Origin of the sequence: Georgfuchsia toluolica (genome assembly GCF_907163265.1) — a bacterium.
GTDB classification, from domain to species: domain Bacteria; phylum Pseudomonadota; class Gammaproteobacteria; order Burkholderiales; family Rhodocyclaceae; genus Georgfuchsia; species Georgfuchsia toluolica.
On sequence record NZ_CAJQUM010000001.1, the window covers coordinates 3,211,955 to 3,230,516 of the forward strand.

General features: G+C 59.9%; 17 protein-coding genes. 4 read left to right on the forward strand and 13 right to left on the reverse strand.

What is annotated here, in order from left to right; genetic code table 11:
- Window positions 1–2: 2 nt before the first annotated feature.
- Window positions 3–1,016 (forward strand): acyl-CoA dehydrogenase family protein, encoded by a 1,014-nt coding sequence (locus K5E80_RS15175; protein WP_220636949.1) that lies wholly within the window; start codon window positions 3–5, stop codon window positions 1,014–1,016.
- A 288-nt stretch (window positions 1,017–1,304) separates the two neighbouring features.
- On the opposite strand, the gene K5E80_RS15180 is transcribed toward K5E80_RS15175, so the two are convergent.
- Together K5E80_RS15180 and K5E80_RS15185 are read right to left on the reverse strand one after the other, a co-directional pair.
- Window positions 1,305–2,174 carry an alpha/beta fold hydrolase gene (locus tag K5E80_RS15180; RefSeq protein WP_343213253.1) on the reverse strand — a complete coding sequence of 290 codons (870 nt, stop codon included), beginning with the start codon at window positions 2,172–2,174 and terminating at the stop codon, window positions 1,305–1,307.
- Window positions 2,175–2,407: 233 nt separating this feature from the next.
- Window positions 2,408–3,277: an ATP adenylyltransferase family protein gene (locus K5E80_RS15185; RefSeq protein ID WP_220636951.1), complete on the reverse strand. Its 870-nt coding sequence runs from the start codon at window positions 3,275–3,277 to the stop codon at window positions 2,408–2,410.
- A gap of 593 nt (window positions 3,278–3,870) precedes the next feature.
- On the opposite strand from K5E80_RS15185, the gene istA reads away from it, so the two are divergent.
- Complete coding sequence (gene istA, locus K5E80_RS15190; RefSeq protein ID WP_220637356.1) at window positions 3,871–5,370, forward strand: IS21 family transposase; 1,500 nt, start codon at window positions 3,871–3,873, stop codon at window positions 5,368–5,370.
- Window positions 5,360–6,166, forward strand: coding sequence for an IS21-like element helper ATPase IstB (gene istB, locus K5E80_RS15195; protein WP_220636952.1), 807 nt, complete (start codon window positions 5,360–5,362; stop codon window positions 6,164–6,166). The genes istA and istB overlap by 11 nt, the downstream gene beginning before the upstream one ends.
- A 182-nt stretch (window positions 6,167–6,348) precedes the next feature.
- On the opposite strand, the gene K5E80_RS17255 is transcribed toward istB, so the two are convergent.
- From K5E80_RS17255 to bioB, 7 genes are all read right to left on the reverse strand, one after another.
- A complete protein-coding gene (locus tag K5E80_RS17255; protein WP_425514546.1) occupies window positions 6,349–6,627 on the reverse strand; it encodes a GYD domain-containing protein in 279 nt (92 codons plus the stop codon).
- Between the two features lie 191 nt (window positions 6,628–6,818).
- Window positions 6,819–7,271, reverse strand: a complete 453-nt coding sequence (locus tag K5E80_RS15205) for a putative signal transducing protein (protein ID WP_220636954.1) — start codon at window positions 7,269–7,271, stop codon at window positions 6,819–6,821.
- A 218-nt stretch (window positions 7,272–7,489) separates the two neighbouring features.
- Window positions 7,490–10,642, reverse strand: a complete 3,153-nt coding sequence (locus tag K5E80_RS15210; RefSeq protein WP_220636955.1) for an efflux RND transporter permease subunit — start codon at window positions 10,640–10,642, stop codon at window positions 7,490–7,492.
- Complete coding sequence (locus K5E80_RS15215) at window positions 10,639–11,814, reverse strand: efflux RND transporter periplasmic adaptor subunit (RefSeq protein ID WP_220636956.1); 1,176 nt, start codon at window positions 11,812–11,814, stop codon at window positions 10,639–10,641. Before K5E80_RS15215 ends, K5E80_RS15210 begins: the two co-directional genes overlap by 4 nt.
- A 14-nt stretch (window positions 11,815–11,828) precedes the next feature.
- Window positions 11,829–13,334, reverse strand: a complete 1,506-nt coding sequence (locus K5E80_RS15220; RefSeq protein ID WP_246591004.1) for an efflux transporter outer membrane subunit — start codon at window positions 13,332–13,334, stop codon at window positions 11,829–11,831.
- Between the two features lie 185 nt (window positions 13,335–13,519).
- Complete coding sequence (locus K5E80_RS15225) at window positions 13,520–14,374, reverse strand: methyltransferase domain-containing protein (RefSeq protein ID WP_220636957.1); 855 nt, start codon at window positions 14,372–14,374, stop codon at window positions 13,520–13,522.
- A 111-nt stretch (window positions 14,375–14,485) separates the two neighbouring features.
- Window positions 14,486–15,469, reverse strand: a complete 984-nt coding sequence (gene bioB, locus K5E80_RS15230; protein WP_220636958.1) for a biotin synthase BioB — start codon at window positions 15,467–15,469, stop codon at window positions 14,486–14,488.
- A gap of 84 nt (window positions 15,470–15,553) precedes the next feature.
- Here bioB and K5E80_RS15235 point away from each other — a divergent pair, with 84 nt between their 5' ends.
- On the forward strand, window positions 15,554–16,237 hold the full coding sequence (locus K5E80_RS15235; RefSeq protein WP_220636959.1) for a ComF family protein: 684 nt from the start codon (window positions 15,554–15,556) through the stop codon (window positions 16,235–16,237).
- Window positions 16,238–16,339: 102 nt separating this feature from the next.
- Here K5E80_RS15235 and K5E80_RS15240 read toward each other — a convergent pair whose 3' ends face one another.
- The 4 genes from K5E80_RS15240 to K5E80_RS15255 are packed head-to-tail and all read right to left on the reverse strand — an operon-like array spanning window position 16,340 to window position 18,549.
- Window positions 16,340–16,729: a hypothetical protein gene (locus K5E80_RS15240; protein ID WP_220636960.1), complete on the reverse strand. Its 390-nt coding sequence runs from the start codon at window positions 16,727–16,729 to the stop codon at window positions 16,340–16,342.
- On the reverse strand, window positions 16,726–17,628 hold the full coding sequence (locus K5E80_RS15245) for a PulJ/GspJ family protein (RefSeq protein ID WP_220636961.1): 903 nt from the start codon (window positions 17,626–17,628) through the stop codon (window positions 16,726–16,728). The genes K5E80_RS15240 and K5E80_RS15245 overlap by 4 nt, the downstream gene beginning before the upstream one ends.
- A 2-nt stretch (window positions 17,629–17,630) precedes the next feature.
- Window positions 17,631–18,137, reverse strand: a complete 507-nt coding sequence (locus K5E80_RS15250) for a type II secretion system protein (protein ID WP_281420310.1) — start codon at window positions 18,135–18,137, stop codon at window positions 17,631–17,633.
- Window positions 18,127–18,549 carry a pilus assembly FimT family protein gene (locus K5E80_RS15255; RefSeq protein ID WP_220636963.1) on the reverse strand — a complete coding sequence of 141 codons (423 nt, stop codon included), beginning with the start codon at window positions 18,547–18,549 and terminating at the stop codon, window positions 18,127–18,129. Before K5E80_RS15255 ends, K5E80_RS15250 begins: the two co-directional genes overlap by 11 nt.
- Window positions 18,550–18,562 lie beyond the last annotated feature (13 nt).

Genomic DNA, 18,562 nt, shown 5'->3' on the forward strand with positions numbered 1-18,562 from the left:
ATATGAACCTGCAACCGAATTCTGACGAAGTTCAAATTATCGATGCCGTCGCCAGTTTCATGGCTGAACAATTGCCGGTATCGCGTTACCGCGATCTGACCGAAGGTGCTGCACAGTTAACTCCCGAGGAATGGCAGAAGGTCGTCGACCTCGGATGGATCGGGCTCGGCCTTGAAGAACAGCATGGCGGCCTTGGATGTTCGGTGGTTGAAGAGATTCTGATGTTCCGCGAAGTTGGTCGTCAAGTCGGGCCGCTTGCACTTCTCGGCAGCGTGATCGGCGCGCGTGTTGCCGCGCTGGCAGGCCAGTCCGAACTGAGGGACAGCATCCTCAGCGGCAAGGAGCGCGTCGCTATTGCTATTCCCGCTGAAGTATCGATGTCGGCGGCATCACGGCTAGATGGTGCGATTCAATTGTTTGGCACGGATTCAGCATGCTATGCGGTGCTCGTCGATCAAAACGGCGCGGTGCTGTTCGAGACAGATTCGCTGTTACTCTCCAAAGTACCGTGCCTTGAACGTCATCTGTCGCTGGCTACTGCTACGCTCAAACAACATACTGCGATCGCGTATGTCGAGGGCGCATTGGACCCTGTTGCCGTCCGCCTGACGATACTGGCCTCGGCGATGCAGGTGGGCGGCGCCGAAGCAACCCGCGACATGTCAGTGGCCTACGCAAAAGAACGACAGCAATTCGGTCAATTGATCGGTTCATTCCAGGCGATAAAGCACATCTGTGCTGACATGGCCGTGCGTTGCGAGGAAGCCTGCACCCAGCTCTTCTATTCGAGCCTGTGCCTGCGTGACCGTGGAATTGTCGAAGCGCGCCGTGAAATCGCCGCCACTGCGTTTCTCGCGGCGCGCGCGGGGATCGAGAACGCGGCCGCCAACATCCAGGTACATGGCGGTATTGGCATGACCGCCGAACTCGCCGCGCATTGGTATCTCAAGCGTGCCCACGTACTCGATCAGGTTATCGGCAACAGCCGCAGGCAACTCGATCTGTTGGTGATATAGGAATGCCTGATTTAGCTGCCACTCGTCTGGTCACCGGCGAAGCGCGAGAGCGAACCATTTGAGCACGATCATCAATCGTGATGGTTTTCCCGCCTGAATTGGGGTTGCTGGCACATTCGTAATGGTAGGTGCTTCATCCACTGCCAGTACGTGCAGGGCAAACATCGAACAAACCTTAACCAAAACAGACCTAGCGGTATCCCCCGAAACGGATATTCGGAAATGTCTACAAACCTCGGAGCTATTCAAGAAGTTCGTTGATGACCATCAATTTCCAGAGATGCTGGATCATGGAATATCGCTGATATCTCCCGCGGGCCCTACATGGTGAGGACGGCGTTCATGGGGTTTTTGAACCGGCTTGCTGCCTACGGGCACTACCCGGGACAGGAATTCAATGACTGCACTGCCAAAGATATCATTTCGGTCTACGGCCACCATGTGCGCTGCGTCAGCAACGTTCACATACTCGCTGTCAGGATACAGCTTCAGGAAAGCCTGTGCGCCACTTTCACTGAGCAAATCGGAAAGGGCGCCACGAACCAACAAGGTAGGCAATGTTAACCTTGCCGAATAGGCCTCCAGCCGCATCTGACGTTGCTCAAGTTCAACCCCATCGGCCAAAATAAATGGATCCCAGTGCCATCTATACCTGCCATCTGTGCCGAGACGAACGTTCTTGGACAGACCGTCCAGATTCCTCGTGCGTTTGCGGTGAGGCTGATATCTAGCGATAGCATCCGCCACCTCTTCCAGTGAAATAAAACCCTCTGGCTTCTGCCTCATGAACCCCACAATATTATCGACCCCTTCTTTCTCGATGTGGGGGGCGACATCGACCAGAACCAGCGCGGTGGCGTCGACATGATCCTCACCAATGGCAACCAAGCTAGTTCCGCCTCCGAGGGAAGCGCCGACCAGGACCGGGCGGCGGTTGCCAAGTGCGGCAACAACGCACTTGAGATCCTGAACCATGGCATCCTGACCATAATTTCCGTCGGGCGCCCAGTCCGAATCGCCGTGACCCCGCGCATCAAGGCAACGACGAAATATCCTGCGGCGCCAAGCAGCTTGCCGGGTACTCTCCACGCATGACGGGTCTGCCGCCACCGTGAAGAAGCAGTACCAGAGGCCCGCCTGGATTGCCCCAAGAGTCACCCGCTATTCTTAGCCCGCCAAATCCATTCCAAAAATGAATCGGCTCGGGCGTTCCTGGAAGTCTTGTACCTGCGCTCATTGCAGTGTTCCTATCCCGCATCGTGCCGTGACCCGAATTGTATAGCGACTCTGAAAGTCTGCTAATGGCAGCCGATTGCTGCATGATGTTAAATTGGGGATCAGATTTGCCCTGAAACAGATGTTCAAGGCTCTTTCTACCAATTGCGTTGGAATCAAGCGGGATAAGTCACCGCCTTAAGCAATGCCATAGGCCCCGCCTTGCGAACCAGCTCGATTTGCTCGGTGCGGCGAACCAAGATAGAACCAGCAAAACTCATCGCGTTCATTGAAATTTTTTCTGCGCCTTCTTCCCAATGTTCGCGGCTGCGCGGCACCACCAGCATCCAGTGGCGCCCGGTGAGCAGATTGTAGGGTGGCAGTTTTCCTTCCACCGCTGCGATTCCGCATTCGGTGCAAGCTCGGTAGAAAACATCATGCATATAAGTTGCAGCCTGCGCCGAATTAGTTCCCTGCTTCTGGTCAAGTGCGACAAATGCGTGGCGGAAATCAAAGTTAGGCAGCCGCTTTGGCCTGCCGTAGTTCCCCGCATCAGGCAATATTGCCTCCAGCGCAAAAGTACCGGGGGGCACCCACTGCAGATGTTTATGCGGTTGGCTGGCACCCCCGGTTACACCGCCGTTGTAGAACACAAGTCCGTCCAGCCTAGCCAGGGTGCGTGCCACCGCGTCGAAGTCGGCGACGGTCAGCATTGATAGCTGTTCCTCGAAGATTCGGGTCACCATCAGGATATGTTTCTCGAACAGGGGAAACTTGTTCAACAGTGCGACATGAGTCGGGGACAGATCGGCGACATACAAATCCTGTTCATAGGGCAGGAAGGGATTGGAGTTCGCTGGCTTGTCTACCGTATTGAACAGTTTGGCGGCATCCTTGAGCGCCAGCGACGACAACCAATGCACGCAGAATTCGATGCCACCCTCTGTCAAAGAGATCTGTTCAGTGGCAAGCGGCAGCAGGGCGCCGGTAGTGCGGGCGTGATCAGTGGCCTGAGTAATAGCGCTGGCCAGCGTTGGGAAATTCATGGGCGTATTGTGTCACTACTGACATGGAATGGAAATCAGGAACGGCAGCTTCTATGAGGACTCAACTGTCATGCCCATTTTGATAAATGTTTTGTCGAAGGGTGATCTCAAGGTGCACTTCAAAGCCAGCAAGCCCTGCCACGATTTATTGAGAACCTACTCGTAATGGTTCTAACCATTGGAAACTATTGAAAATCCATCTTTTCTGATTTACGGTGAATTTTTGACGCCATAATTTCCCTCGACTGATCGGGTGAGAGTGCCATGCTAGGTTGGCGACTGGGGTATCTGGGAATCGAGACGATTCCGTCGTGGCTGGATAATTTTGAGGTTGAACAATTTTTCCGCCTCAGTCCGTCCGAAATTTCCGGTGGGCTGCCGTTCTCAGATTCCGCATGAAGGAAAAATCATTGTCCAAAACGGTCAGCGGCAGCCACCACATTTTATTCGGTTAGGTACATCTGGTTCTAGGAAATGATTGTCTACGCGAAACGAACAGTACCCAGAAATGAGGCCTAGCGGGAACTGAAAATTACCCAGGTGATTAACCTCACCTGCTCAAATTTTGAGCAGGGAAAAAGGAGATGATCACCATGAAGCAACTGGGAATAATTCGACGTTTGTATTACCGGGATGGACTATCGTTATCGGAAATAGAGAGGCGCACCGGTCTGACGCGTAAGACGGTGAGGCGCTGGCTGGATACGGCGGAAGGGACGGAGCCGCAATACCATCGTCGGCCCGCCGAGGACACCAAGATTGCACCGCATGTGGAATGGTTGACCAAGGCGCTGGAAACGGATGCACGCCGCCCCAAGCGAGACCGGCGCACGGCACTGAAACTGTTCGGGGAATTGCAAGCTGCCGGATTTAGTGGCGACTATAGCCTGGTCACCGCGTTTGTCCGACACTGGCGCGAGGACGGCGGACAGGCACTGGCCAAGGCCTACGTGCCGCTGCATTTCGAGTTGGGTGAAGCCTTCCAGTTTGACTGGAGCGAAGAGCGCCTGGTCATTGGCGGCGTCTGGCGCAAGATTCTGGCGGCCCATCTCAAGCTCTGCGCCAGCCGGGCCTTCGTTCTCCAGGCGTACCCGACGCAAAACCACGAAATGCTGTTCGATGCGCATACGCGATCATTTGCCGCGCTGGGCGGTATTCCAAGGCGTGGCATTTACGACAACATGAAGACCGCGGTGGACAAGGTCAAGCAACGAAAGCTCAGGACGGTTAACACGCGCTTCGCGGCGATGGCCTCGCACTATCTGTTCGATCCGGATTTCTGCAACGTTGCCAGTGGCTGGGAGAAGGGCATCGTCGAGAAGAACGTGCAGGACAGTCGGCAGCGCATTTGGCAGGATGCGGCCAAGGAGCGGTTCGGATCGTTTGCCGAACTCAACCTGTGGTTGCTGGCGAAATGCCGTGCACTTTGGCAGGAACTGCGTCACACCGAGTACGGCGATCTCACGCTGGCCGAAATGCTGGAACATGAGCAACCCAGCCTGATGCCGATGGTCACGCCGTTCGATGGTTACGTCGAAACCCTGGGCAAGGTTTCCAGCGTTTGTCTCGTCAGCTACGACCGCAACCGTTATTCGGCACCTTGCGAACTCGTCGGGCAAATCGTGAGCATCCGGATCTATCCCGATCGAATCGATTTCGTTGCGCACGATGCTGTCGTGGCAAGCCACTTGCGCTGTTTCGATCGGAACCAGACCTGCTACGACTGGCAGCATTACATCCCGCTAATCGAGAGAAAGCCCGGTGCCCTGAGAAATGGCGCGCCGTTCGCGGACATGCCTGCGCCACTGCAACAGCTGCGCCGACTCCTGCTCAAGCGTGACGGCGGTGATCGTGTCATGGCGAAGGTGCTCGCTGCCGTACCCCAATCCGGGCTGGAAGCGGTCTTGGTTGCCGTGGAGTTGGTGCTGGAATCGGCCAACCCGAGTTCAGAGCATGTCGAGAATGTGTTGAACCGACTCAAGAACACGCCCGTGCCGACACCCGTGGAGACGATGCTGGCGGTGTGCGAGGTGCCGATTGTGGACACGGAACGCTACGACAGCCTGCGTGAGGAGGTGGTCCATGACGCGTGACATCACCGCCGAACTCAAGGGGTTGCGCCTATACAGTATGGTGGGCGCTTGGGAAGATCTGGTTTCGCAGGGTAACGGCGCCAGCTTTCAATCCGCGCAGTGGCTGGTCGAGCATCTGCTGGAAGCGGAACATACCAACCGGGTGATGCGCTCGATCAGCCACCAAATGCACGCGGCCAAGTTTCCGGTGCATCGAGACCTGGCCGGTTTCGACTTCGCGCACTCGAAGGTCGATGAGGTACTGATCAAGAAGTTGGCCAGCCTGTCCTTTACTGAGGCTGCGCACAATGTGGTGTTCATCGGCGGCACCGGCACCGGCAAGACACATCTGTCGACGGCGTTGGGGATCTCCGGCATTACGCAGCACGGCAAGCGCGTGCGCTTCTACTCGACGGTCGATTTGGTGAATATGCTGGAGCAGGAGAAGGCGGCTGGAAAGTCAGGAAAACTGGCGTTCTCGCTGATGCGCGTTGACCTGGTGATTCTGGATGAGTTGGGCTACCTGCCTTTCAGTCAAGCGGGAGGTGCGTTGTTGTTTCATTTGCTGTCGAAGCTCTATGAGCACACCAGCGTGATGATCACGACCAACCTGACCTTCGGTGAATGGGGCAATGTCTTTGGCGACGCCAAGATGACCACTGCGCTGCTGGATCGGCTGACGCATCACTGCCATATCGTGGAAACCGGTAACGAGTCTTATCGATTTCGCCACAGTGCCGCTACCGCCAAGTCAAGAATCAAGGAACGTGAGCAGAGCAAACGTGCCAAAACAGAGGGCAAGCATGATCCCTTCTGACGGTTGGCCACGCGGGGAAATCCGCTTCGGGCTACGCCCTGCGCGGCTTCCCCCGCGCAACTGCATGGAGGTGCCCAACACAAAACTACGATACACTTATCCACATGCCGTCCAATGACGGACAGTTAACGCACCTGAGTAAAATTAAGTTCGCACTGCTGGGTACTTTTAAATTCGCGCCGTCAAACCAGGTCTACCTGGCTTGTAACTCCGCCGGCCTGGAATGCCGAAGTAATGGCCGATGCTGCGGTATAGCTGGGAAACTCGATAATCAGCAGTACGTCCCACGGGCCATGGGATAACCAGGCGCTCTTAACTTTGCCCCCCAACTCCTCAACGAGCGGGTTTACAACTGCAAGTCGGTTAGACGGGTTTTTGATCAGATCACATCGATACTCCGCCGTGTACTGCACGATAATTGCGTAGCTATCCACTTGGCACCCCCGATTGGTTAAAAGCATACGCTACTGACATAAATTGTAGAACATCCTCAGTAGCGAATCTTGAAATATTGTAATTTGAATAAGTCGATCAGCCCTTGCCACTATCGGCATTGTGACAATTACCATATGGAATGGGGATCCCATTCTTCTGCTTATTGGCCGTGAGTCGTCCAACTTGGAAAGATTGGCATCATCGTAAAAGCCGACCTTCAATCATCGGCATCGCGTGCATTGGCTGCAAGAGCACCAGAATCTATCGCTGCAATAATTTCCTTGGCTTGAGTTACGTATTGTCTGGGAACCTGAAGCCTGGCTCCGCCCAAAGCTGGGGATGCCACCGAAAAAGCTTGGTTCATATTTCCGTCCATCACGAAGGCAGGTATTCCTTCCGCTTCCAGCCGGGCGCGTAATATTTCCAAGCGCTGGCTTTTGAATGAGCGGGCGATGGTTTCTAAATGGACGGGGTCTCCGTCATCAGACTTGATTTCCTCTTCCACCGGCAATGAAGATGGATGAGGTATTCCTCGCCGTGAAAGTTCTGCTTCGGCAATTTCAAAAGCAAGAGGCGTCAGAGTCCCGGACTCAAAGGTCTCCAGCAGGTAGTCATCAGCCAAACCAGCGAAATATTTAGTGAGCTCGTCTCTGTTTCTGGAGGAAAACATTGTTTAACTCTATCCGATGGGTTTAGATCTCCGCATGTAACTGCTTTGCCATCAACCAGCAATTCGTCGACAAGTATAGGTGTGATCGGTTGGAGACGGAGCTTGTTGCGCGATGGCGCATCGCCCCAGGGCGAGAACGACACAATCCCGCCCTCTCTGCCATGCCAAAACAATAATGACAGGGTGTGAATATGATCAGCCGCACTGCCGCATTGGCCTCATTCCCCGCCCGTCGGTACGACCGGGCTGGATGTGCGGCGTGCCTGCTTGCGGCGGACATACCAGTTGTGGGCGCGGTCGAGGTAGAGATAGACGACGGGCGTGGTGAACAGGGTCATCGCCTGGGATACCAGGAGTCCGCCCACCATCGCATAGCCCAGCGGCCGGCGCAGTTCGGAGCCGGCGCCGTGGCCCAGCATCAGCGGCAGGCCGGCCAGAAGTGCGCACATGGTGGTCATCATGATCGGCCGGAAGCGCAACAGACAGGCCTGGTAAATAGCTTGGTGGGCCTCCAGGCCATGCTCCCGCTCGGCGCTGAGAGCAAAGTCGATCATCATGATGCCGTTTTTCTTGACGATGCCGATCAACAGGATGATACCGATCAGCGCGATTACGCTCAGGTCGTAGCCGCCCAGGCGCAGCACCAGCAGGGCCCCGACCCCGGCCGAGGGCAGGGTCGAGAGAATCGTCAGGGGATGGATATAGCTCTCGTAGAGCAGGCCGAGCACGATATAGACCGCTACCAGGGCGGCGGCGATCAGGTAGGGCTGGGTCGCCAGGGAATCACCGAAAGCCTTGGCCGTGCCCTGGAAGCTTCCCGACAACGTCGCCGGCACGCCCATCTCGGCCTTTGCCTTCTCGATCGCCTTCACCGCGTCACCGAGCGCCACGCCAGGCGCGACATTGAACGAGATGGTCACCGCCGGGAACTGGCCCTGGTGGCTGATGAGCAGGTAGGCGGTCTTGCTGGTGTCGACCTTGACGAAGGCCGACAGCGGCACCTGCTGGCCGGTCAGCGGCGAGGTGACGTAGAGCTTGTCGAACAGCGCCGGGTCTTCCTGCAGCTTTGGCGACACTTCCAGAATTACGCGATAGCTGTTGGTCTGTGTGTAGTACTGCGCTACCTGGCGCTGGCCGATGGCGTCGTACAGCGTCGCGTCGATCAGTGCCGGCGAAATGCCGAAGCTCGATGCACGGGCGCGGTCGATGGTCAGCGTCGCCGCGGCGGCTGCGTTCTGCTGGTCGGAGGCCACATCGGTCAACTGCGGCACGCGGCGCAGACGGTCGAGCAGGCGCGGCGCCCAGATGTTGAGTTCGTCGAGGTCGGTGTCGGTCACCGTGTATTGGTATTGGGTACGGGACAAGCGGCCGCCGACGTTGATGTCCTGCGGCGCCTGCATGAACAGGTTGATGCCCTGCACGCCTGACAATTGCGGGCGCAGGCGCGCGATCACCTCGTCGGCGGTGGCAGTGCGGCCCTCGTTCTTGGGCTTCAAGGCGATGAAGAAGACGCCGGTGTTGGCGGTGTTGCTGCCGGCGAACATGCCGAAGCCAGTGACATCCGGGTCCTGGCGCACGACCTCGGCCAGCCGCTTCATGCGCTCGCGCATGGCGAGGAAGGAGGCGTCCTGGGAGGTCTCGGCGAAGCCGTAGATGGTGCCGGTGTCCTGCTGCGGGAAGAAGCCCTTGGGGCTGAAGGCGAACATCGCCACGCTCAGGACCAAGGTGGCGAGGAAGACGCAGAGGGTGGCGAACTCGTGCTTGAGGACAAAATCCAGCCCGTGCTTGTAGCTGGCCGCCATTGCCGCGAAGCCCTGCTCGAACAGCCGGTACAGGCGTCCGTGCGGTTTGCTGTGGGCGTCGGTGAGATAGCGCGAGCACAGCATCGGCGTCAGCGTCAACGACACCGCCACCGAGACGACGATGGTCATGGTCACGGTGACGGCGAACTCGCGAAACAGGCGGCCGACGATGCCGCCCATCAGCAGCAGAGGAATAAAGACGGCCACCAGCGAGACCGAGATCGAGATGATGGTGAAGCCGATTTCTGCCGCGCCCTTGTAGGCGGCTTCGAGCGGCTTCATGCCGGCCTCGACGTGGCGATAGATGTTCTCCAGCATGACGATGGCGTCGTCGACGACGAAACCCACGGCGATGGTCAGCGCCATCAGCGACAGGTTGTCCAGGCTGTAGTTCAGCAGGTACATCGCCGCCGCTGTGCCCATCAGCGCCAGCGGCACTGTCAGGCCGGGAATCACGGTAGCCGGCACACTGAGCAGGAAGACGAAGATGACCAGGATCACGGCAATGATGGTGATGATCAGCGTCATCTCGACGTCATGCACCGAGGCGCGGATGTTCTGTGTCCGGTCCACCAGGATGTTAACCGTGACGGTCGGCGGAATTGCCGCGCGCAGCCGTGGCAGCGCGGCCTTGATGCGGTCGACGGTTTCGATCACGTTGGCGCCCGGCTGCTTGCGCACGAACAGGATCATGCCGCGGCCGTTGTGGACGCTGCTGTCCGGCGCTGCCGCGGCGCCGGCATAGGCCCAGCCGGCGGTGAGGATGTTCTCCGGCCCTTCGACGGCGACGCCTATATCGCGCACCCTCACCGGCGCACCGTTGCGGTAGGCCAGCACCATGTCGTTCCAGGGCTCGGCCTTCAGCACCTGGTCGTTGGTGTAGACGGCGAAGCTCTGCTGTTTGCCGTTGATGCTGCCGGTGGGCTGGCTGACCGTGGTGGTCGCGATCACCCCGCGCACTTCCTCCAGGCTCATGCCCATGGCGGAAAGCCTGGCTGGATCCACCTGTATGCGCACCGAGGGCTTTTGCGCGCCGCCGATGCCGACATCGCTGACGCCGGTGATTTGCGAAATCTGCTGCGCCAGGATGGTATCGGCATATTCATTTACCTGCGTCAGCGGCAGGGTGTCAGACTGTACCGCCAGCACCAGGATGGCCTGATCGGCCGGATTGGTCTTGCGAAAAGTCGGCGGACTCGGCAGGTTGACGGGCAGTTGGCCACTGGCGGCATTGATGGCCGACTGCACATCGAGTGCGGCGGCATCGATATTGCGGTTGAGGTCGAACTGTAGCGTGATCGACGTCGAGCCCAGCGCGCTGGTCGAAGTCATCTGCGACAGACCGGAGATGAGCGAGAACTGCCGTTCCAGGGGCTGGGCCACGTTGGCGGCCATGGTCTCCGGATTGGCCCCGGGCAGGCGGGCCGAGACCTGGATGGTGGGGAAGTCGACCTGCGGCAGAGCCGATACCGGCAGCAAAGGCCACACGGCGATGCCGACCAGCAGGATGGCCAATGACAGCAGCGAAGTGCCGATAGGGCGCTTGATGAAAACAGCGGAGATGTTCATCGACGCGCACCAGTCGCTGCCGCTGCGGCGCCGGGGCCGGCGACGACGCTGCCGCCGGGCTTGATCTTGTATTGACCTTCCAGCACCACGGTCTCACCCGCCTGCAGTCCCTTGGCGACGACGGCCTTGTCGTCCTGGATTTGCAGCACTTCGATGGGCCGCATCTCGGCCTTGCCGTCACCGTGAATGACGTAGGCATAGATGCCGGCCTGGCTCCGCTGCACCACCGGCGCCGGCACGGTCAGTGCCTGCTTGTGCTCGCCCAGTTGCAGCCGCACATTGACGTACTGGCCCGGCCACAGCATGTGCTTCGGGTTGGCAAAGCGCGCCTTGAGCAGCACAGTGCCGCTGGCGACATCGATCTGGTTGTTCACCAGCACCAGTTCGCCGCGCGCCAGCAGCGTATCGCCCTCGCGGGCGTAGGCCAGCACCGGGAGCTTGTGCGCGCCCTGACGGGCGCCGTTGATCGCCTGCACCGTATCGCCGGGCAGCGTGAAGACCACGCTAATCGGATCGATCTGGTTGATCACGACCAGGCCGTTGGCATCGCTGGCGTGCACGATGTTGCCGGGGTCGACCAGACGCGCGCCGACGCGGCCGGCGAGCGGCGCTGTGATGGTTGCATAGCCAAGCTTGACCTGGGCGTAATGGATCTGCGCCTCGTCGGTCTGCACGGCGGCCTGCAACTGGGCGACCAGCGCACGCTGGGTATCCAGCGTCTGCTGCGAGGTCGCATCTTCCTTGATCAACTGCTGGTAACGGCCAAGGTCCAGCCGCGCGTTGGCCAGTTGCGCCTCCTCCTTCGCCTTCTGCGCCTGCACCTGCTCCAACTGGGCGCGCAGCGAGCGCGTATCGAGTTGGGCCAGCATCTGGCCGACCTTCACGTCCTGGCCTTCGACATAGTCGACGCGATCAAGCTGGCCGTCCACCCGCGTCCTTACCGTGACCGTGGCCAGCGCTTGCACGGTACCGACGCCGATCAGGAAATTCGGCACGTCCTCGCGCGCCACCCGGACCAGCGTGGCGGAAACGGCGGGCGCCACTTTGGGCGCGGCCGGCACTGCCTCGATGTAATTGCGCCATGCGAACCAGGCGACTACCGCGATTGCCAGCAAAAATGCGCCGCGGCGCAGCCAGTGTTGTTTGGAAAGCGGGGAGGATCTGTTATCCATATTGACTATCTTCTTCAGTTGCCCGCCGCCGAATTGACGGGCGATAGTGCGGTGTTTGCGGGAAGGGCATTGGCGGTGGCGGCGCCATCGAGTTGGGCTGCGCTCCAGCCGCCGCCGAGCGCCTTCACCAGAACCGCGCTGGCGGTGAGTTGGCGTCCCAGCAACTGCAGAGAGCTACGCTGGTTGGCAAGCAGCAGGGTCTGCGCGGTGACCACCGCCAGGTAGCTGGTCGTGCCGGCGCGATACTGGGCCAAGCTGGTACGTGCGGCCTGGCTGGCGGAAGCCACCGCTGCGTCCTGCACGGCGCGCTCTTCGCCGAGCACGCGCAGCGCGGCCAGGTTGTCTTCGACTTCCTGCAAGCCGGCCAGCACCGTACGCTTGTACTGCGCCGCAGCGGCATCGTAGGCGGCGACGGCGACATCGTTCTGCGCGCTACGGGCGCCGCCGTCGAAAATCGTTTCCGCCAGCACGGCGCCCAGCGACCAGACGCGGCTGGGCGCGTTTATCCATTGCGAATAGCTGGTGGCGCCGGCGCCGGTGCTGCCGTTCAGCGTCAGGCTCGGGAAATAGGCGGAGCGCGCCACGCCGATACCGGCGTTGGCGGCGGCGGCGCGGCGCTCGGCCGCGGCAATGTCGGGCCGCCGCTCCAGCAACTGCGCCGGCAGGCCGGCCGGCACCTCAGGCAGCGTCAGGCCCAGGGCGCCGGCGGGCCGCGCCGCGATGGCCAGTTCGGCCGGCGCACGTCCGCTCAGAATGGCAATGGCATGTTCAAGCTGGCTGCGCTGCACGCCGAGGTCGATCGCCTGCGCGCTGGTCGACTGCAGCAGCGTCTCGGCCAGCGCAACATCAGTGCGCGTGACCACGCCGGCGGCATACTGACTGCGCGTCAGGGCCAGTGCCTTGCGGTATTCCTCGGTCGTCTGCAGGAGCAGATCCTTTTGCGCGTCGGTGATGCGCAACTGCAGGTAGTCCTGCACCAGCTCGGACTGGATGGAGAGGCGCACCGCCGCCATGTCGGCCGCGCCGGCCTGTGCCGCGGCTGCGCCGGCTTCGACCGAGCGCCGTACGCGGCCCCAGATGTCGGGTTCCCAGCTCGCGTCCAGCAGCAGGGATTCGCTGCCCGTCGTCACACTGCCTGTCGCGGTCGGTGCCCGCGTGTGGCTCGCCGAGACGGCGGCGCCGAGCGTCGGCGTGTAGCCGGCCCGCGCCAATTGCACCGCCGCTCGCGCCTGGCGGTACTGCGCCTCGGCGATGCGGATGTCCTGGCTGGCGGCATTGGCCCGCTCGACCAGCGCGTCGAGATCGGTATCGCCGTAGCGCGTCCACCACGGCTGTCCGGCATCGGCATCCCGCGGCTGCGCCGATTTCCACAATCCGTCCTCCTTGTAAGCCGCAGGCAGCGGAAAGGCCGGGCGCTCGTAGTCGGGCCCGGCCGCGCAAGCTGCCAACATCAGCATTGTCGCCGCCAGTACCGCCATTCGATACGGATAACAAAGGTTCATTGAATACGTATAGAGCATGATCTGGATCGGCGCCTGCGATGTTCGTCTCGCACAACTATCGCCGTTGCTGCCTGCATTATTCGCCCCATAAAGTCCGAGTGGGATTATGTCCAATAGTAATGCACAATGTTCTTGCAACTTGCAAGCGCTTACAAATGAACCTGAGAACGGCGAATGCTTTTTATCAGGATTATTCGCCGCCGTTATGCTGATGGCTTCTTGACGAAGCTGATAACGGTCCTGCCGTCGGAAAGCGTGCGTGGCTTGCTGCGCGATTCGGGCTTCCATGCATGGCCATAGATGATCTCGAAAGTCGCGGGCAAGCCGGTTTCGATCTTATGTTCCTGCCATGCCGCGAGCACGCGCCGCCAGTCGCGCCAGCCAACGGGTTTGCCCAATGAGCCGAACAGGGCATCGCGAACGCCAAGATGACGCTGGTCGCGCAGCAGGACGCGCGGGCTGCGATAGGCGAGGGTGATCATTTCCATGTCCATCACGGGATCGGCAAACCCCGCCGCGACCAGCATGTCGCCAATGTCGTGCATGTCATAAAAACGGCGCAGCGGCGGCTCGATGCCGCAGGCGATACATGCGGCGCGGATTTCCTTGAGCGTATCCAGTCCGAGCATCGAGAACATGAGCAGGCCGCCGGTTTCGAGGCTGCGCTGCAACTCGCGCAAGGCGGGCTGCGGATCGTCGAGCCAGTGCAGCATGAGGTTGGACCAGACCAGGCTCAGGCTCTCGTTTCTGAGCGGCAGTGCCTGCACGTCGGCATTGAGCAAGCGCGGAACCGCCCCGCGCAGGCGTTGCAGCAGGGAATTGCGGGCCTGCACCTGTTGCAGCATCGGCCGCGCAAAGTCGATGGCGAGCGGCAGGGCTTTCGGATAGCGGCGCTGCAGTTCGCGAATGCCGTCGCCGGTGGCACAGCCGATGTCGGCCATGCATAGCGGCGCAATCTTTACATAATCGAGGCGTTCCGCCATGCGGCGCCCGACTTCAGCGGCCAGTACCGCCGCTTCGTCATAGGAAGCGGCGGCTTTCGAGAAGTCGCTGCGCATTTATGAAAAGCAATTAGCCACAGAGGACACAGGGAAAGGCAACAACAGTCTGACGTTTTTCTCTGTCCCCTCTGTGATCTCTGTGGCTCAAGATTTTTGATCTTGAATCGATTACAGGGGCTGGATGCCCAGGCGCTGAAACAGTGCTGTGTCGTGATCGGCGTCCGGGTTGTCGGTGGTGAGCAGCCGGTCGCCGTAAAAAATCGAGTTGGCGCCGGCGAGAAAACACAGCGCCTGCAACTCGTCGCTCATCTGTTCGCGTCCGGCCGAGAGCCGCACCAGGCTGGCCGGCATGGTGATGCGCGCGGCGGCGATGGTGCGCACGAACTCGAAGGGGTCGAGCGGCTGCACGTCTTGCAGAGGCGTGCCGGGGATCGGTACCAGATTGTTGATCGGCACCGACTCGGGCGGCGGGTTCATGTTGGCGAGCTGGGCAATCAGCGAAGCGCGGATGCGCCGCGTCTCGCCCATGCCGATGATGCCGCCGCAGCAGATCTTCATGCCGGCCTGGCGCACGCTGGTGAGCGTGTCGACACGCGATTGCTGCGAGTGGGTGGTGATGATCCGGTCATAGAACTCGGCGCCGGTATCGATGTTGTGGTTGTAATAATCGAGCCCGGCGGCGGCGAGCTTCTCCGCCTGACCGGGGCCGAGCAGGCCGAGCGTCAGGCAGGCTTCCATGCCGAGATCCTTGACCACGCGCACCATCTCGATGACGCGGTCGAGGTCGCCTTCCTTCGGCCCGCGCCAGGCGGCGCCCATGCAGAAGCGGCTGGCGCCTTTTTCCTTGGCCGCGCGTGCTGCAATCCTGACTTCTTCCAGTTCCAGCAGCTTGCCGCGTTCCTGGCCGGTTTCCTTTTCGCGCCGCGCCGACTGCGAGCAGTAGCCGCAATCCTCGGAACAGCCGCCGGTCTTGACCGAGAGCAGGGTCGAGAGCTGCACGGCATTGGCGTCGTGATGGGCGCGATGCACTTCCTGGGCGCGGAACATCAGGTCGGCGAAGGGCAGGGCGAACAGCGCCTCGATGGCTTCGGTGGTCCACTGTGCCGGTGTGGCGGGACGAGGCTGTGCGGAGGTAATAGGGGTCACGGTCATGGGGTTAATGCGGGCTAAAATCCAGCGGGAGCGCAATTATCGGGGATGGTGGAGCGATTGTCCATTGAGGGTCAACAACGGCAGATGTGGCAGCGTTTACTGAATCGGCTGTTGCCGCAGGACTGCCAGTTGTGTGGAAAGCCCGACGCGGGCGATCTGCTCTGCACTGCGTGCCTGGCCGACCTGCCGCGCCTGCCCGCCGGACATTGTCCGCTCTGCGCCCTGCCGGCGCCGGCCGGCGCCGTCTGCGGGGGTTGCCTGCGCCACCCGCCGCATTTCGATGCCACGCATGCCAGCCTGGTCTATGCATTCCCCGTCGACCAACTCGTGCAGGCTTTCAAGTATGGCCACCAGCTCGCGCTGGCCGGGCTTTTCGCTAGACTGATGCGGAATGAACCGGCCATTGACGCCGATGTCATGATTCCCCTGCCGCTGTCGCAGCAACGCCTGCGCGAGCGCGGCTTCAACCAGGCCGTGGAAATCGCCCGGCCGCTGGCGCGCGCAAACGGCATTGCGCTCGACTTGCAGGCAACGGCGCGCGTTGCCGATACGGCGGCGCAGGCGGGCCTGCCGTGGAAGGAGCGGCGCGCCAACATCCGTCACGCCTTCGAATGCAGGATGGATCTGAGCGACAAATCGGTGGTGGTCGTCGATGACGTGATGACCTCGGGCGCCACACTCGACGAATTCGCCAGGATACTGAAACTGCATGGCGCGACGCGCGTCACCAACTGGGTATTGGCGCGGACGCTGAAACATGAGCCCTGATTTTGCAAGACGCACTGCCCGCCTGTAGCCCTGATAGCGAACCTATACATCACTATCCCATAGGGGAAATTTCGCAGAAACATCCCTATGATGAGGTTAGATTCAAAATTCGACGAGCGTATTCACCGATCTCTCGACGTACGCGATATTGCCGATGCTGCCACCGGCTGTAGCCGTTGCGGTAACCCTGAAAATATACTTAGAGACTCCATCCTCATCGTGGGTCGCGGCAGTACAACCGATCACAACGCTGAAACCATCGATCGTTAACGAAGCTGGCACCGCCCCACAGGTGGTGGCGGGGGGCTGCAGGCTGAACAATGCCCTTTCGATCCCCGCCCGTGCCGCGCGGTACGCTTTCGCGCCCTGAACATCCTGCGCGGACGTCATGCTCTGGCTGGTCGATAACGACACCATGAAGGCGCCAAGGAGGGCAAGAATGACCAGAAGGAAAATCGCTGACGGGAGGGCGAAACCACGGAGGCTTCTCATGGCGTGTTATCCACTTTGGCCTGATGATAAAGATTCACCGATTCTCCCGCTTGGGTCATGCCAAGAGATATTGACACGATGCCATAGCGCCCCGCTCCGGTGCCGGTTCCTGGCGGTTCATACCTGATGCTGCAGGAAGTGACATTCGTGGCAAGAGTGGCAGCCGTGGCGCCGCCGGTCATGTCGGCACAGGTGGCGGGTTGAGCCCACGCCGTAGTTCGCGTGCTGATGTCTCTCGAATAGCGCAAGAGGGAATTGCCGCTGCAGGCGTAAGACACCACTTGTTCATTCGAAGGTACTACCTGAAAGCGGTTGGCCGGCGATGCGCTGGGCAAGGTCTTGCGGGCAAAGAGGGTGGTACCGGTTGCTACAAAGTTGATTTTTGTCGTGCCAGTAGTATCGCCCGCCGCCACGGAGGAAACCCGTATGGCATTGCCCCCGGCGTAGGCATTGCCGCCGCTGCTACCGTCGTTATAGACCACGATGATATCGTTCGCCGTGATTTGCTCCGAAACGGGAAGACTGTTGTTTACGCTCAGCATGTCGAAGCTGGCGTCCGTCGTCGAAAAATCCAGAATATCTCCCGTGAGCGCCGCGGTCTGGGCTGCCCGGTAGCGCCCTCCGGTCCTGGTCGGCATAAACTCGACACACTGATCCGCACCCGCCGCACTGGGGTTGCGCACGCTGTTGGGCAGTGCCAGACGAATGTCGCGGGCCATGCGCCGTACTGCGGTATCGGCAACATCGGTCAACTCAGCGCGACGCGACATGTCCATATAGCTATCCACCGGCGCCTTGATAAAGACGGCCACCATTCCGGCAAGAATGCCGGTTATTGCGATGACCATGATCGCTTCGATCAGGGTAAAACCGCGAGAAGTATGGATGCGCGAAACCATGGTCAGTAGTTGGTCCGATAACCGATCAATTGAATGGTCTGCCCGTTTCCAGTGACCGTGACGGTGATCGTCTTGACTTGCGTGCCGCCGACCAGCCCCAGTCTTGAAGTTGCCGCGTCAATATCGACGCTCGCAGAATAGGCAGCCAGACCCGGTATGGGGGTAGAGCCCAAGGTGCTCGTGCCGCTAATCCTGTTTGATGAGGAAGTCTTGAAGTAATCGTAATCGCTCACGTCGTCATATTGGCTGCGGTTGTCGCAGGTCGCGCTCGTTTCGGTAAAGCCTCCGGTCGGATTGGAAAAATCCTTGGCCAGCACTTCATCCATGATGGCGTCAGCCATGGCCAATGCCTGCTTGCGCACCATCGGATCGGCACTGGATTTCACGGCGACGTCCATTATGGTGAGAATCCCCGCCACGCCGACGCCAACGATGACGATGAACATGATCAATTCGATCAGCGTAAGACCGGATTGGCGCTGCCGGATGCGGGACGTCTTAGTACACATAGCCGGTCTTGTGGTCCACGGCGATGGCCGTACCGGCAATGGTGACTGTGATGTCGGCTGATTGGTCGGTATCGCCCAGCGGCTGAAATTTGAAGCTGCCGACGGATGCCGTAAGTCCGCTTCCACCATTTGGGTTCGCTGGCAAGTCCAGGGTTCCATCGCAACTTCCCGCACTGTCGATTTTCAGCGTCACGCCGCCAGCCGCCAAGGTAACGCAAACATTGTGCCGCTGCGCCACCGCCGACTTTTGCGCGTAGCGCAGCAAGGATCTGGTTTCGTCCTGAAATCCGCGATCCTGAAATATCGATCTGTCGGCAAATTTCGGCAGGATTGTCACGGCAAGAATGCCGACAATGATCATTGTGACGATCAGTTCAATCAGCGTGAAGCCGCGTGGCAATCTGTTTTTCATATAATGCGAATTG